Origin of the sequence: Vibrio sp. 1727, assembly GCF_033344415.1 — a bacterium.
Classification (GTDB): domain Bacteria; phylum Pseudomonadota; class Gammaproteobacteria; order Enterobacterales; family Vibrionaceae; genus Vibrio; species Vibrio alginolyticus.
Genome location: NZ_JAWPOT010000001.1, coordinates 355,812 through 372,062, shown reverse-complemented (window position 1 = coordinate 372,062; position 16,251 = coordinate 355,812). Strand labels below are relative to the sequence as shown.

Annotated in this window: 12 protein-coding genes; 4 read left to right on the top strand and 8 right to left on the bottom strand. The window is 44.7% G+C overall.

Going from position 1 to position 16,251, the window contains the following annotated elements:
- Positions 1–41: 41 nt before the first annotated feature.
- The 8 genes from R8O10_RS01790 to R8O10_RS01755 form a co-directional block, all read right to left on the bottom strand.
- Positions 42–1,922, bottom strand: coding sequence for a GGDEF domain-containing protein (locus R8O10_RS01790; RefSeq protein ID WP_206953635.1), 1,881 nt, complete (start codon positions 1,920–1,922; stop codon positions 42–44).
- Positions 1,923–2,032: 110 nt separating this feature from the next.
- The gene (gene ilvN / locus R8O10_RS01785) at positions 2,033–2,527 is read right to left on the bottom strand and encodes an acetolactate synthase small subunit (protein ID WP_005379697.1); all 495 of its coding nucleotides are present in this window, start codon (positions 2,525–2,527) and stop codon (positions 2,033–2,035) included.
- A 1-nt stretch (position 2,528) separates the two neighbouring features.
- Positions 2,529–4,253, bottom strand: a complete 1,725-nt coding sequence (locus tag R8O10_RS01780; protein WP_005383061.1) for an acetolactate synthase 3 large subunit — start codon at positions 4,251–4,253, stop codon at positions 2,529–2,531.
- Positions 4,254–4,702: 449 nt separating this feature from the next.
- Positions 4,703–6,511 carry an AMP-dependent synthetase/ligase gene (locus tag R8O10_RS01775; protein WP_206970481.1) on the bottom strand — a complete coding sequence of 603 codons (1,809 nt, stop codon included), beginning with the start codon at positions 6,509–6,511 and terminating at the stop codon, positions 4,703–4,705.
- Positions 6,512–6,804: 293 nt separating this feature from the next.
- Entirely contained in the window at positions 6,805–7,764 is a 960-nt protein-coding gene (gene calR / locus R8O10_RS01770) for a LysR family transcriptional regulator CalR (RefSeq protein WP_005379693.1), read from the bottom strand.
- A gap of 555 nt (positions 7,765–8,319) precedes the next feature.
- Positions 8,320–9,366 carry an MJ1255/VC2487 family glycosyltransferase gene (locus R8O10_RS01765; RefSeq protein ID WP_042522415.1) on the bottom strand — a complete coding sequence of 349 codons (1,047 nt, stop codon included), beginning with the start codon at positions 9,364–9,366 and terminating at the stop codon, positions 8,320–8,322.
- A 3-nt stretch (positions 9,367–9,369) separates the two neighbouring features.
- Positions 9,370–9,918, bottom strand: a complete 549-nt coding sequence (locus R8O10_RS01760) for a phosphatase PAP2 family protein (protein WP_042522417.1) — start codon at positions 9,916–9,918, stop codon at positions 9,370–9,372.
- Between the two features lie 152 nt (positions 9,919–10,070).
- Positions 10,071–10,868 (bottom strand): SH3 domain-containing protein, encoded by a 798-nt coding sequence (locus R8O10_RS01755; protein ID WP_042522418.1) that lies wholly within the window; start codon positions 10,866–10,868, stop codon positions 10,071–10,073.
- A 519-nt stretch (positions 10,869–11,387) separates the two neighbouring features.
- On the opposite strand from R8O10_RS01755, the gene leuA reads away from it, so the two are divergent.
- From leuA to leuD, 4 genes are all read left to right on the top strand, one after another.
- Positions 11,388–12,935, top strand: coding sequence for a 2-isopropylmalate synthase (leuA, locus tag R8O10_RS01750; RefSeq protein ID WP_206970482.1), 1,548 nt, complete (start codon positions 11,388–11,390; stop codon positions 12,933–12,935).
- 93 nt (positions 12,936–13,028) lie between these two features.
- Entirely contained in the window at positions 13,029–14,120 is a 1,092-nt protein-coding gene (gene leuB, locus R8O10_RS01745) for a 3-isopropylmalate dehydrogenase (protein WP_005430431.1), read from the top strand.
- A gap of 73 nt (positions 14,121–14,193) precedes the next feature.
- The gene (gene leuC, locus R8O10_RS01740) at positions 14,194–15,594 is read left to right on the top strand and encodes a 3-isopropylmalate dehydratase large subunit (RefSeq protein WP_206970483.1); all 1,401 of its coding nucleotides are present in this window, start codon (positions 14,194–14,196) and stop codon (positions 15,592–15,594) included.
- Positions 15,595–15,605: 11 nt separating this feature from the next.
- Positions 15,606–16,208, top strand: a complete 603-nt coding sequence (gene leuD / locus R8O10_RS01735) for a 3-isopropylmalate dehydratase small subunit (RefSeq protein ID WP_005430484.1) — start codon at positions 15,606–15,608, stop codon at positions 16,206–16,208.
- Positions 16,209–16,251 lie beyond the last annotated feature (43 nt).

Below are 16,251 nucleotides of genomic sequence, written 5' to 3'. Positions count from 1 at the left end.
AAGCGGGGGTCTATCCCCGTTTTTTCGTTTTTGTAAAAGCACTAAGCAATATCATCATAACTATGACATAGCGATACGCAGTTACGCCCTGCACTTTTTGACTCATACAAAGCAATATCAGCACATTTATACGTTCTTGTACGATCAGAGGTTAAATCACTATACCCAGCACTGACAGTAATGCCTCTATCACTACGCATTTGAACCGCGACACGTAGCCTGTTCAATACAATTTCAGCCTCTTCTAGTGTTGTATGCGGCATAATCACTGCAAATTCCTCACCACCGACACGAGATACAAAGTCTGTGCTGCGGACTTCTTCTAGGAGGGTTTCTGCGACACTACAAATCACCTTGTCTCCTTCGTCGTGGCCAAGCTCGTCATTAATACGTTTAAAATGGTCAATATCAAACAACGCCAAACAAGCAGGAGGGCTATCAGGATAGCGTTCAATAATCCCCGCATATTGCGCCAATTGCTCTTCAAATTTTCGGCGGTTCCACAACCCCGTCAAGCCATCTTTTTCGCTTAGGTTTCGTAATTTTTCTTCTAACTCTTTTTGCCCAGAGATATCCACTAGCGACGTAATGTAATAACTCACTTTACCTGATTTGGTTAAATTCGCCTGAATACGCATTATTGCAGTAAAGACTTGATTAAACTTAGTTCGACAACGAATCTCCCCTTCCCATACGTGTTCACTCTTCAGTGTTTTCCAGATACTCAGGTTTGCTTCGAGATCTTCAGGTAGAAAAATTAAATGATGTGCACTCCAACCTTGGGCATGCTTGGTTGAGTAACCCATCATGTTTTCAAACTCTTGATTAACCATGATGATTCTATGTGAAGCATCCGAGATCATCACCGCAGTCATACCATCAAGAGCAGCTCGAGCCAACTTCGATTCCATACTATGACGCCGATAATGCAGAGCAAGGGCTGCCGTCGGCAAAGTGAAGCCGAGCACCAAACTTAGAACAAAAAACGCTTCTTGGATTAAGTCATCAATATCCCTCTGAGCTCGGGATAATAACTGCTCATTGGTAAGATCAATAACCAGATGAAGAGGTTCGCTAGAAACAAACTGGATGGTGCGATACGCGACCAAATTCGAACCATTGTAAGCATAGCCCGAATCTTTTGAATTTAAACTACGCCAAATGTTTGGGTACATCCGGCCAAAATTAAATTGAGAGCGAGCGGGAATTATATGGCCATACAAACGAGCTGATTTAGGGCTATCAATGTAAAATCCGTCACTCTTAATCAGCTCAATATGGAAATCAAGCACTGACGAATAGTTGAGTCGAGAGGATAAATAGTCAATATCAACATTAAGCACAAGATACCCTTCGCGCTTTCCGTTAAGCGAAATAGGCATCAAAATACGCAGTGACGGGCTATAGGGATAGACTAACTCGCCATACTCTCGTTCTAAACCTATCCCCCACGAAGCGATTTCGCCATCGTCTAAGTTCTTAGCGAATTGAAAGTAATCTCGCTCTGACTTATTTTGCAATTTGATCGCGGGCAACGCAGCGCCTGTTTCAATCTCATAATTAATCCTCACTTTTTCTCGACCAGAAACATCAAGAAAGCGAATTTGCTTATACAACTTTTGATTGATTGCGACCGAGATCCACATGTCTTCTAAGATGGAACGGTTCACCCGGTTAGGTTGGCGCAGATATTCATACAGACTTTGGCTGTGACCAAGTAGGTCACTGATCGTTTCGATTTGATCCTGAATATTGCTGTATTCACGGCCAGTATAGGCCAATTGATGTAACGCTTCTTGAGCGGTGTTCTCAACATTGTTTTCTAACAACGTCAGATATTTCTGATAGTAGTAAGCGGCAGTGAGTGCACTAAAAAATAGTGCTGTCGCCAATAAGGTGCCGACTCGCTTAGGTACTTTCACACGTCTAATGCCTATCATGCTTACTAAAACGACAATTATATCATTAATTGTTATTTTCTAAACAAAAAAGCCACTTAGATTAAGTGGCTTTTCTATATGCAATCAGAGAGTTAAGGTTTGAGGGCTCGCTCTCCTCGCGCAATGCCAACGACACCACTACGAGCAACTTCGACAACTTCGGTCACTTCGGATATCGCTTGAATGAAGGCATCTAGCTTTTCACTCGTACCCGCAAGTTGTACGGTGTATTGGGAAGCCGTGACATCCACGATCTGGCCACGGAAGATGTCTGCCGTCCGCTTCACTTCTGCTCGCGCAAAACCACTGGCTTTCACTTTCACCATCATCAGTTCACGCTCAATGTGCTCATACTCGGTGACTTCTTGTACTTTCAGCACATCGATCAATTTGTGTAACTGCTTCTGAATTTGTTCCAACTGCATCTCATCAGATGTCGTGGTAATGTTCATTCGCGACAAGGTTTCATCATCAGTCGGTGACACCGTCAAAGATTCAATGTTGTAACCACGTTGAGAGAACAAACCAACAACACGAGACAACGCACCTGGTTGGTTTTCCAATAGCAATGAAATAATGTGTCTCATATTAAGTTCTCTCCGTTTTGCTTAGCCACATTTTATCCATACCCTCACCTTTGATTTGCATCGGGTATACGTGTTCGGTTTCGTCTACGTTGATGTCCACAAACACCAGACGATCTTTCATATCCAACGCTTTTTGTAGCCCTTCTTCGAGCTGATCAGGCGTTTCGATACGAATACCGACGTGACCATAAGCTTCTGCAATCGCTGCAAAATCAGGAACAGAACTCATGTAAGAATTAGAGTGACGGCCTTGATAAATAATGTCTTGCCACTGTTTTACCATGCCTAAGAATCGGTTGTTCAGATTGATGATCTTCACTGGAATGTCGTATTGCATGGCTGTCGACAATTCTTGAATATTCATCTGAATACTGCCGTCACCAGTCACAACCACGACCTCTTCTTGTGGCATGGCAAACTTCACGCCCATGCCAGCCGGAAGACCAAATCCCATGGTGCCAAGACCACCAGAGTTTATCCAACGGCGCGGCTTATTGAATGGGTAGTACAGTGCCGCAAACATCTGATGCTGGCCCACATCAGACGCCACATACGCGTCGCCATTAGTTAGCTTGTGCAGCGTTTCAATTACTTGCTGTGGCTTGATTCGTTCTGGAGACGTTTCATAAGACAAGCAGTTGCGATCACGCCACACTTGAATGTCATCCCACCATGCGGTGATAGCATCTTGATCATTTTCACTACCTTGCTCTGCAAGCAGCCCGAGCATGGTTGTCAGCACTTTTTCCGCAGAACCTACGATCGGCAAATCCACTTTCACGTTTTTCGAGATCGATGACGGATCGATATCAATATGCATCACTTTTGCGTTTGGGCAGTACTTTTCAAGGTTGTTGGTTGTACGGTCATCAAAACGCACACCGATACCAAAAATAAGATCCGCTTCATGCATTGCCATATTAGCTTCGTAAGTGCCGTGCATACCCAACATGCCCAGTGAGTTTTTATGTGTACCCGGGAATGCCCCCAAGCCCATCAAAGTACTCACTACTGGTAGGTTCAGTTTGTCGGAAAGCTCTAAAATATGTTCATGGGCGCCAGAAATCACTGCACCACCACCGATATAAAGCACTGGTTTTTTCGCTTCTAATAACGATTTAAGCGCTTTTTTAATCTGGCCTTTATGGCCCGAAGTTGTCGGCTTGTAAGAACGCATTGAAAGCGTTTCTGGATATTGATAAGGCAGTTTGATTTGCGGGTTCATCACATCTTTTGGCAAATCAATCACAACTGGACCAGGTCGACCCGTAGTCGCAATATAAAACGCTTTTTTGATTGTTTCAGGAATATCTTCCGCTTTTTTTACTAAAAAGCTGTGTTTGACCACTGGGCGGGAGACACCGACGATGTCACACTCTTGGAAAGCATCATTACCAATTAGGCTATTCGGTACGTTACCCGAGATAACGATCATTGGGATAGAGTCCATATATGCTGTTGCAATACCCGTAATGGTATTGGTCGCGCCCGGCCCCGAGCACACAAGTACGACACCCGGTTTACCGGTAGCTCGAGCGTAACCATCTGCCATATGAGTGGCGGCTTGCTCATGCCTTACAAGTACGTGTTTGATTTGATCGGTTTTGGCATGCAGTGCATCGTAGATATCCAAAACAGAGCCACCTGGGTAGCCAAAGATCTGCTCTACGTGCTCTTCTATCAGAGATTGAACCACCATCTCTGCGCCTGACAACATTGCTGTCATAATTGCTCTCCTTAGCCAGTTTCCTCACCGTAAGGTCAACGGATTGGTCTGGTTTTACATAGTCTAGGTCTTATTCGTAGCCTAATCGAAATACTTCCACGTTTTCGGCTATGTCTTGCGTTCGTCATAACATCCCGCAAGGTTACCCAACAAATGTAACGTTTTATTATCAAAGGGTCTAATGAGAGATTGGTCTACTTTTTAAACAAGATACTAGTAATTAGAATGTTAGTAGGAATAGCAGCCACACATCTCCTATTTCACAGTACAACCTAAAAAATTAACGCTTAAAAAAAGAACATTATTTCATAAGCTTTTAGCTACAGGGTGCTAAATAGCGTTATTTGACGAGCAGAACAGAAAAAATCAATACAAACAAAAATCCCCAGCAATGCGCGATCACATCACTGGGGATTTTTTCATCAATATAAAATCTAAGTCAGCTTAAGTTACTTTTTATCCGACTTTTCCTTATACATTTCTTCAATTTCATCTTGGTATTTGTCATTGATGACTTTACGACGAAGTTTTTGAGTTGGCGTTAACTCACCATCATCCATAGAGAAAGCTCTTGGTAACAGTTTAAACTTCTTCACTTGTTCAAACTTTGCCAACTCTTTTTGAAGATCGTTCACACGCTTCTCAAGCATTTCGACCACCTGGTGGTGCTTAATCAACTCAACGCGATCGTGATATTTGATATTCAGCTCTTTCGCGTACTCTTCTAGCGAGTCATAACAAGGCACGATAAGCGCAGAAACAAACTTACGAGTATCCGCAATGACTGCGATTTGCTCGATAAAGTGGTCTTTACCAATCGCACCTTCAATCATTTGTGGAGCGATGTATTTACCACCTGAAGTTTTCATCAACTCTTTGATACGATCGGTGATGAACAAATTGCCATTTTCATCAATGTAACCAGCGTCGCCCGTTTTTAGGAAACCGTGCTCATCAAAGGTCTTTTCCGTCTCTTCTGGCATTTTGTAATAGCCACGCATCACCATTGGACCACGAACCAGAATCTCGTTGTTTTCGCCGATCTTAACCTGTGCGCCAGGCATCGACATACCAATAGAGTCGGGGTTAAAACATTTATCATCCCAACACGATACTGTCGCAGTGGTTTCAGTCATGCCGTAGCCCAACTTAACGTTGATACCAATCGCATGGAAGAATCGACCGATGGTTTCATCCAACTTTGCACCGCCACAAGGCATAAAGTTGATTTGCCCGCCAAGTAGCGCACGCAGTTTGCTCAGAACCAACTTATCCGCCAAAGCGTATGACTTACGCAGCAAGAGCGATGGCTGACGTTTTTCTTGATGACAAGCGGCCATTTTTGCGCCCATGTTGACTGCCCAAGTAAACATGATCTTACGGTGAATCGGCGCGCGAGACACTTTCTCGTGAATCGCAGAGAAGATCTTCTCATAGAAACGCGGTACGGCACACATCACGGTAGGTCGCACCTGGCTCAGTGCATCACGTACTTGCATGGTGTCTTGCAAATAGCAGTTGGTCGCCCCTTTGTACAATACATAAAAGGTCCAAGCGCGCTCAAATACGTGTGACAACGGAAGGAAACATAATGACACGTCACTTTGAGAAAGGCTCAAGCGCTGATCGTGCCCTTCCAATTGCGCCGCAATGTTTGCGTAGTCCAACATAACGCCTTTTGGCTGGCCTGTTGTACCCGAGGTGTAGATCAGCGTGAGTAGATCATCTTCTTTTGCCTGACCTAAACGCGCGTCCAATTCAACTTGATATATAGCGTCGCCTTTGGCAACAAATGCTTGCCAAGAGATAACGAAATCATGATCGCCAAGTTCTATATCATCAGACATCGCAACAATGAGCTCTAACTGTTCGCACTGGTCGAAAATGCTCACTGCTGCATCAAATTGAGGCTGTTCACCAACAAACAGAACTTTTACGTCTGCATTGTTAATGATGTACGCCGACTGGGCGGCAGTATTGGTTGGGTAAATAGGTACTGTCACGCTGCGTAATTGCAGTGCTGCGATATCAGCGATCGTCCATTGCGGCATGTTGTTCGAGAAAATGCCGATCTTATCTTGGACTCCTAATCCCTGAGCCAAAAGTGCAAGTGATAAAGCATCAACTTGCTGACCAAATTGCGTCCACGTAATACCTTGCCACTCCTCACCCACTTTATGCTTGAGTGCAACGCGTGTACCACCGTTCGCAATTTGTTCACGAATACGTTTAACGATATGAAAATCTAACTTGGCCATTCTTTTACTTACCTTTTGGCTTACAGGCGTAAGCTAATTGAGCGAACAAGTGTACTCACGGCTTGCTAAAACGCAACTGACCAGTATCAAACTTATCACTAATAAGAGACAACTATCACTTATACGTCGCGAACGTACCTCAAATTGCTGAATGATTACTCTATTTAACTTACTGTTTCGATTGTTGATTACGAAAACAAAAAGCCCCGAGAGACAAAAATCGCTCGGGGACCAATGAATTGTAAAAATTGATGATTACCAATATGGTCTAATCGAGAAGACCAAACGTCATCTTATTTTGCGGCAACGACTTCACCACAAGTGATCATCAGTTGATCGCGTAGCCAAATGTGGCCTTTATCTTTTTCACTTGATTCATGCCAGCTTAAGAAGCCGCTGATTTCTTTGTTTGCAAATGGGAAATCAAGAATTTGCAGTTGATCGCTGTTTACCGCATTTTCCGCCATCCAACGTGGTGCAATAGTCACAAGCTCAGATTGACCCACCACGTATAGTAGGTTGCTTAAACTAGAACCTTCATACGCCGCTTGGCAATCCAGTTCACGGTACGCTTGCTCTGAGAAACTACGTTGGCCATGCACTTTCGATAACTTCGCATGCTTTTCGTTAAGCAGTTGCTCAGCCGTCACACCACCTTGAATGCGTGGGTGGGTTTTTGATGCGATAACCACTAATTCATCTTTGAAGATTTCAGTACTTGAGAAACCTTGCTCATCAAAACGAGCGTAGTCGATCACGAAATCAATTTCTTGGTAGCGCATACGCTCAGACAACAAACGGTCAAATTCTGCATCTAGGTGAAGCTGAACGTTTGGTGCTTGTTGATTCACTTTTGCCATGATCTTCGGAGCAAAACGCATGTCACAAGGGCTGCAAATCGCAAGCTTGAATAAGCGAGTCGAGGATTCTGGTTGGAATACAGAGCTAGGAAGTTCATTGCGAATCAGCTGCAGTGCTTGGCGAATAGGGCCAAACAGTTGACGAGCTCGTTGCGTAGGCTGAATACCACGGCCTTGGCGCATGAATAGCTCGTCGTTAAACATCACTTTTAAGCGTGCCACGGCGTTACTTACTGCCGGTTGAGACATGCCTAGGTTATGTGCTGCACGAGTAATATTTTGCTCTTGCATTACAGCATCAAATACAGTCAGTAGGTTTAAATCTACACCACGCAAAGTGCTTTCCATACGGTAGCTAGCAATTGCGCTCATCGCGTCTTTCTTCTCTAACATTGAGTGCGCCTCTTTTGTAATCGTCAACTTTGTTCATTAAATTCATAACGAATAGAATCCCATCTCGCACAAAAGACGGCGGCTGGATTCGAATCATTTTACGAATAGATAACCTAACTTTTTATTATATTTATCGTCCGGATACTTCCGGCTCGAACTGTACTATCAACTAATCGATTGCGGTTTCGCAACTAGATTGATATTTAATCAGTAAATTTTAGCCAATTAGGTATTTATTCGTTAAATAACAAAAGCTTGATAAAAACATAAAAAACTATAAAACACGTAAAAATGCATTCTTTGAGGACGTATTTAGCAAATTGATAGGACAGGCGGTCAACACAAGCATGCATTTAGCTCAGTTATTAGTTGAAATAAGAACAACAGATGACAGCTATATCTCTGATTGAATTTTGCACTTATCAGTCAAATTATCAGCAAATACACACTGAATAGAAATGAGAGAGGAAGAATAAAAATGCAGCCTTCCAAACAGAAAGGCTGCAACAAAATCGTGTCAAAAATGGAAGGAACAATGTACTTAGAACAACGTACTTAAATGTTCGACACGTAACTTGGAAAATCAACCTGCTCCCACAGTTGTCTGGATAACTCTGCTTTTGAATCCCATGCACCTTGCAGTACCCAATGAACAATAGCCTGAGCAACATCTGGGTATTTCACACTTTCGGCTTGTTGCTCCTTTAGCCACTGGCGTACTGCGGAAATGTCTAAGCTCTCCATCGACATCGCAAGCCCTAAATCTTCTAAGGTCGCAACATTGCTCTGCTGCTCGAATTGACCCGCGAGTGGCTTTAGTAACAATTTTTTCCCCAAAGACAAGGCTTCTGAAGGAAGCTCAAACCCACCATTAGCAATGACACCACTACAGCGATGCAAATGATGCTGGAAGTTGCTGTGGCATAAAGGGCGCAGTTCTATGTTTTCTACCAGCTCACATTCGATCACATCCGGGTGATAACAGATAAACGCTTGTTGATTAAAGTGGAACAATAAGTCTGAGATATCTTCAATCGATTCGAACGGTAGATACACCAACACGAAGTCGTCGTTTTCTGCTTGGCTATCGACGGTATGCACTATCGGTGGTAACAAAGGTTGATCAAAATGATGCCAATGCAAACCAAGGTGATGTTGAGAAGGCGCAAAGTATTCAATGACGGATTTATCTAACCAACTTGCTCCCTTTAGTGGCACCGGATAACGGAAAGCATTTTGGTGGCTGATACCAATAGAAGGCTTATTTTGTTGTCTCGCTGCCCACGCAGTCACAGGTTCGAAATCATTAATGATAAGATCGTAGGACGACAGATCGAGTTGCTTAACTTCTTTGAAAAACTGCACCAAATTGTTATTCAATGCTGTTTTCGCGTAGTTTACAGAGCCTTTTTCGGTAATAAAGGTGAAGCCTCGGCGAGTCTGGTAATCGCCAAATGCTTCCATTGAAAAGTATTTTTCCGGCGCTCGCCCAGAAAACAAAAAGTCGACCTCAACATCGTGCTCTTTAAACGCATGACTCATCGCCCTTGCGCGTGCAATATGTCCGTTTCCTGTCCCTTGAACACCGTACAAGATTTTCATCAATTAGCCTCCCAACATCGCAATCGCTAATCCACCACAAAGACTGCCAAGCAGTGCACCAATGATGACATCAGTAAAAAAGTGCACACCCAATAAGATTCGCGCGGTTCCGATTAAACTTGCCCAAAAGAATGCAGCAACGCCTAGGCTCGGATAGAAATGATCAATCAGCGTCGCCATGACAAACGCAGCGGCAGTGTGTCCTGAAGGAAGACTATAGCGATCAGAGGGAGTAATAAAAGCAGGAAGGAGTGCACTAAACTCTTCAGGGCGACGACGCTTAAAACTATTTTTCAGCGTCCAATAAATTGGTAGCTCGATAGCAAAAGCAAGTAAACCCGCCAGTAAAAACCAGACTCCTTGCTCCTTATCTAAATACCAAGCTAATAAACCCAACACCAAGTAAAGATGCCCGTCACCACTGTGGGAGACTCCTTTGCTGATATTGGCGACTTGTTGATTAAAACGGTGCTTAAGACAAACACTAGAGAGCGCTAAATCAAACTTAGCAATGGTTGCAATTGGCTGTGTAATTGTCTCTATGGTTCGCATGTGACCTTTCCTTACTTTGACAACGCCTTTGTGTGAAAAGTAGGAGGTTTAGGTGACAACAGCATGACGGGAGTTTGGACAATTAATGACAAAGGCCAAATTAAAGTGTGCCCAACAATTTATCTATTGGGCATAACCATAAAAATAGAACATTAAGAAGGGTTTGATAGTTGCGGTTGAGGGGTGTCTATATACCAGACTTTTCTCTTCTTGCGGCAGGCGCGCAAAGAGCCCGTCGTCATGTCGCCATCTTTTGTAAGCTCATAGCTCAGTGAGCGGCAAGTATAGTTTCCCGACAGTTCATGCTCTATACTCGTTTGCTCCGTTTTACTCGAGTTAGGCTCTAGTAAAGGGTTAGGCTGTGTAGATAAAATGTCACGATTTATCACATTGCTGCGCGCATAATCCTTATGGACATAACCTTTTATCACTCCTTTCTGTTCAACGAGAAACCAAGGTTGATCAACCACTTTTGCTAGCACATTAAAGACTTCCCCTTTCGATAATACGCCAAGCTTTTCCCCTTCAAGACTCGGTTTGGAGCGTAGGTTTAATGTGGTCTTAGAGCGGTAAGAGACATCCATAAACTCTACTGGGTTTGAGGTATCGACACCTTCAGTGGTTGGTCGGAAAACTTCCGCTTGCTGTTTCTCACTAGGCTGGACACGGATCTTCCACCAAGAATACGTTTCCGGATCTTTACCTTTAAACTTATTTCGGCTGTCAGACTCAAGGGCAACAAGCATCTGATTCAAGAACGATTCGCGTCCTTCATTACTCAAAAATCGATCCATTTGATCATTGATGACCATGACGCTCTGTGAGTGATCATTCATAACAACGGGGGAAGCCACTTCCACATAGGTCTGCGATTGAAACAGCTGACAACCCGACAAGCTGACCAGAGTAAATACTATGGCTGAACGTCCAAATTGTTTTGTTAACCTCATTCTTTCCCTAACCCTTATATTTCTTTTACCTAGTGCAACTGCACTACTATAAATGGTCATTCAAAACTTTTGCCAAACAATTCGGACCTTTGTGTGACAAGTCGCAATCCCGATGCTTGTTTTGGTAATGAAACGTCGCAAACTTGATGAGAACTTACTTCTTCTAGCACGTTTCTATCGCATCATGTCGTTTCACTTAGTGCATCATTTTTTTCAAGCAAACGAAAAGACTCATCCGATATGAATAAAAAATCGACTTTAGGGTTGACGCGCTTCATGGAGTGCGGTACTAATTTGTTAACTTAATTATGTGGAAAGCTTAACAACTATGTCAGCTCATTTTTCTATCCTGCTTAGCCTCCTCCTGATCGTGACCAGTTCGCGCGGGTAGGCTGTGGAAGAAAAATAACCACACCAATTTCTAAGAACCCGCATGAGAATGCGGGTTTTTTTATATCTAAATACTGGAAGTAAACGATTCACTTGCGCGAAAGTGCAGAAATCAGGAAGGAAGCAAACATGAACGATCAGGTCATTATATTCGACACCACATTGCGTGATGGCGAGCAAGCGTTGTCAGCAAGCTTGACGGTTAAAGAAAAACTGCAGATTGCCTATGCGCTGGAAAGACTCGGCGTTGATGTTATCGAAGCTGGCTTCCCAATCTCTTCACCAGGTGATTTCGAGTCTGTACAAACCATCGCAAAAAACATAAAAAACAGTCGAGTTTGTGCCCTTTCGCGTGCCGTTGCGAAAGACATTGATGCTGCCGCTGAAGCCTTAAAAGTGGCTGACCAATTCCGTATCCACACGTTTTTAGCCACTTCCACCATTCACGTAGAAGACAAACTACGCCGCAGCTACGACGATGTACTAGAAATGGCAGTCAACGCCGTTAAACATGCACGTAACTACACTGATGATGTCGAGTTTTCTTGTGAAGATGCTGGTCGTACTCCAATCGACAACCTATGTCGCATGGTAGAAGCCGCCATCAATGCAGGTGCGAGTACAATCAACATTCCAGATACCGTTGGCTACACCGTACCAAGTGAGTTTGGTGGGATTATTGAAACCCTATTTAACCGCGTTCCGAACATTGATAAAGCGATCATCTCCGTTCACTGTCACGACGATTTGGGGATGTCAGTTGCCAACTCTATTGCCGCCGTTCAAGCTGGCGCACGTCAGATAGAAGGCACGATCAATGGCATTGGAGAGCGAGCGGGTAACTGTTCACTTGAAGAGATCGCAATGATCATCAAGACTCGTCAAGAGTTTTTGGGCGTTCACACTGGCATTAAGCATGATGAAATTCACCGCACCAGTAAGTTGGTTAGCCAGCTATGCAATATGCCTATTCAAAGCAACAAAGCAATTGTGGGTGCAAATGCGTTTAGCCACTCTTCAGGCATCCACCAAGATGGCATGTTGAAGAATAAGAATACCTACGAAATCATGACCCCTGAGTCTATTGGCCTAAAAAACCAAGCTCTGAACCTAACCAGCCGCAGCGGTCGCGCTGCCGTGAAGAGCCATATGGATACCATGGGTTACAACGAAGACGAGTACAACCTAGACGCGCTGTATGCGGATTTCTTGAAACTTGCTGATCGCAAAGGCCAAGTGTTCGATTACGACCTAGAAGCCCTAATGCACTTCTCGAACTTGCGTGAAGAAGATGACTTCTACAAATTGAGCTACCTAAGCGTGCAGTCTGGCAGCGTAATGGCTACCACCAGCATCAAAATGCAATGCGGTGATGAAGAAATGTGTGAAGCAGCGGTCGGTAATGGCCCTGTTGATGCGCTATACCAATGTATCTACCGCGTGACAGGTTACGAAATCGTTCTAGACAAGTTTGACCTAACCGCAAAAGGCGAAGGTGAAGACGGTCTTGGTCAAGCAGACATCATCGCTAACTACAAAGGCCGTAAGTACCACGGTACCGGCGTTTCTACCGATATCGTAGAAGCATCTGGCCAAGCGCTATTACACGTTATCAACAGCATTCATCGTGCCGATAAGATTGAAGAGATGAAGCAAAAGAGAATTGCGACGGTTTAATCATTAATTCATCGGAGCTTGAGCCTCACTACTCAGGCTCCAACCCAATTCGTTTAGACAAGCTAAAAAATTTAGAAAAATTAAAGGATTACCATGACAGACAAATCATACAAAATCGCCGTTTTACCAGGCGACGGCATCGGCCCAGAAGTAATGGCGCAAGCACACAAGGTGCTAGATGCAATCGAGAAGAAACACGGCATTGCGTTTGAGCGTGACGAGCACGATGTAGGTGGTATCGCGATTGATAATCACGGCTGTCCACTTCCAGAAAGCACAGTAAAAGCGTGTGAAGAGTCTGATGCAGTCCTATTCGGTTCAGTTGGTGGCCCTAAGTGGGAACACTTACCACCAAACGACCAACCTGAGCGCGGTGCCCTACTGCCGCTACGCAAGCACTTCCAATTATTCTGTAACCTACGCCCAGCACAAATTCACTCAGGTCTTGAAGCTTTCTCACCACTACGCGCAGACATCTCAGGTCGTGGTTTTGATATCGTTGTTGTTCGCGAACTGACGGGCGGCATCTACTTCGGCCAACCAAAAGGTCGTGAAGGTGAAGGTCCAACAGAGAAAGCGTTCGACACTGAGGTGTACCACCGTTACGAAATCGAACGTATTGCAAAAATCGCTTTTGAGTCTGCTCGCCTACGTCGTAAGAAAGTGTGCTCTATCGACAAAGCGAACGTTCTACAAAGCTCTATCCTATGGCGTGAAGTGGTCGAAGAAATCGCAAAAGACTACCCAGATGTCGAGCTGTCACACATGTACATTGATAACGCAACTATGCAGCTTATCAAAGACCCAGCACAGTTCGACGTAATGCTATGTTCAAACATCTTCGGCGACATCATTTCTGATGAGTGCGCGATGATCACTGGCTCTATGGGTATGTTGCCTTCAGCGAGCCTAAACGAAAGCAAATTCGGTCTGTACGAGCCAGCAGGCGGCAGTGCTCCGGATATCGCAGGTAAGAACATCGCTAACCCAGTGGCACAAATCCTATCAGCTGCACTGATGCTGCGTTACAGCCTAGGTGAAGAAACTGCGGCACAAGACATCGAAACGGCAGTTTCAAAAGCACTATCAGCGGGTGAGCTTACGGGTGACCTTGCTGGTGACAACCCAGCACTTTCGACGTCTGAGATGGGCGATAAGATCGCTGAGTACATCTTAAACTCTTAATACAGCACGACTTGATAATAATTATTTGCTCCTGATGAGCCGTTGTCGGGAGCTATACACGAGATAGCAAACAATGGGCAAAACACTATACGAAAAAGTCTACGACGCACACGTTGCCGTCGCAGCAGAAGGGGAAAACCCAATCTTGTACATCGACCGTCACTTGGTACACGAAGTGACGTCTCCGCAAGCATTTGACGGCTTGCGTGAAAAAGGTCGTAAAGTGCGTCAGGTCAGCAAAACTTTTGCCACCATGGACCACAACGTTTCGACAACCACCAAAGACATCAACGCATCCGGTGAGATGGCTCGTATCCAGATGGAGACGCTATCGAAAAACTGTGAAGAGTTTGGTGTTACGCTTTACGACATTAACCACAAATACCAAGGAATTGTGCACGTTATGGGCCCAGAGCTTGGTATTACACTACCGGGCATGACCATTGTTTGTGGTGACTCGCACACGGCTACACACGGTGCGTTCGGTTCTCTCGCTTTTGGTATTGGTACATCTGAAGTTGAGCACGTATTAGCCACTCAAACGCTAAAACAAGCACGCGCTAAAACGATGAAGATCGAAGTGAAAGGCAAAGTAGCTCCGGGGATCACAGCGAAAGATATCGTGCTAGCGATCATCGGTGAAACTACAGCAGCGGGCGGTACAGGCTACGTGGTTGAATTCTGTGGTGAGGCGATCACCGACCTTTCAATGGAAGGCCGTATGACCGTATGTAACATGGCAATTGAGCTAGGTGCTAAAGCCGGTTTGATTGCGCCAGATGAAACCACGTACGAATACATCAAAGGCCGTAAATTCTCACCTCAAGGTGCCGATTTTGATGCAGCAGTAGAATACTGGAAGACATTAAAAACTGACGATGACGCTCAGTTTGATGCGGTTGTGACGCTAAACGCAGCAGACATTAAACCACAAGTCACTTGGGGTACTAACCCAGGCCAAGTTATCGCAGTAGACCAACCGATTCCAGCACCAGAAAGCTTTGCCGATCCAGTAGAAAAAGCTTCTGCTGAAAAAGCGTTGGCTTACATGGGCCTAGAAGCAGGCAAGTCACTGTCTGATTACAACGTCGATAAAGTCTTCGTTGGTTCTTGTACTAACTCACGTATCGAAGACATGCGCGCAGCCGCTGAAGTAGCGAAAGGTCGCAAAGTCGCGTCTCACGTTCAAGCACTAATTGTTCCTGGCTCTGAGCAAGTAAAAGCGCAAGCAGAAGCAGAAGGCCTAGATGTCATCTTTAAAGAAGCGGGCTTTGAGTGGCGCCTACCAGGTTGTTCAATGTGTCTAGCAATGAACAACGACCGTTTGGGTCCACATGAACGTTGTGCGTCTACTTCAAACCGTAACTTTGAAGGCCGCCAAGGTCGTGATGGCCGTACCCACCTAGTGAGCCCTGCGATGGCAGCGGCAGCAGCAATTGCTGGTCACTTTGTAGATATTCGTGAACTAGACTAAGGAGCAAACAAATGTCAGGCTTTAAACAACATACAGGCTTAGTTGTTCCTCTAGATGCAGCGAACGTAGATACTGATGCCATCATTCCAAAGCAGTTCCTACAAAAGGTCTCTCGCTTAGGGTTTGGTAAGCACCTATTCCATGACTGGCGCTTCCTAGATGATGCTGGCGAACAACCAAACCCAGAGTTCGTGATGAACGCTCCGCGTTACCAAGGCGCATCTATCTTGCTAGCGCGTGAAAACTTCGGTTGTGGTTCTTCTCGTGAGCACGCACCGTGGGCACTAGCGGATTACGGCATCAAAGCGATGATCGCACCAAGCTTTGCCGATATTTTTTACGGTAACTCGATCAACAACCAAATGGTGCCAGTTCGTTTGACGGAGCAAGAAGTGGATGAAATCTTCCAGTTTGTTGAGGCTAACGAAGGCGCAGAAGTGGAAGTAGACCTAGAAGCGAATGTGGTTCGCGCCAACGGCAAAGAATATGGTTTTGAAATCGATTCGTTCCGTCGTCACTGCTTACTAAACGGTTTGGACAATATTGGCCTAACCCTTCAACACGAAGATAAGATTGCCGAGTACGAAGCGAATATCCCAAGCTTCTTAAGCTAATTAAAATCGTAATTTAAACAAACAAAAGGTTGGCTTATGCCAA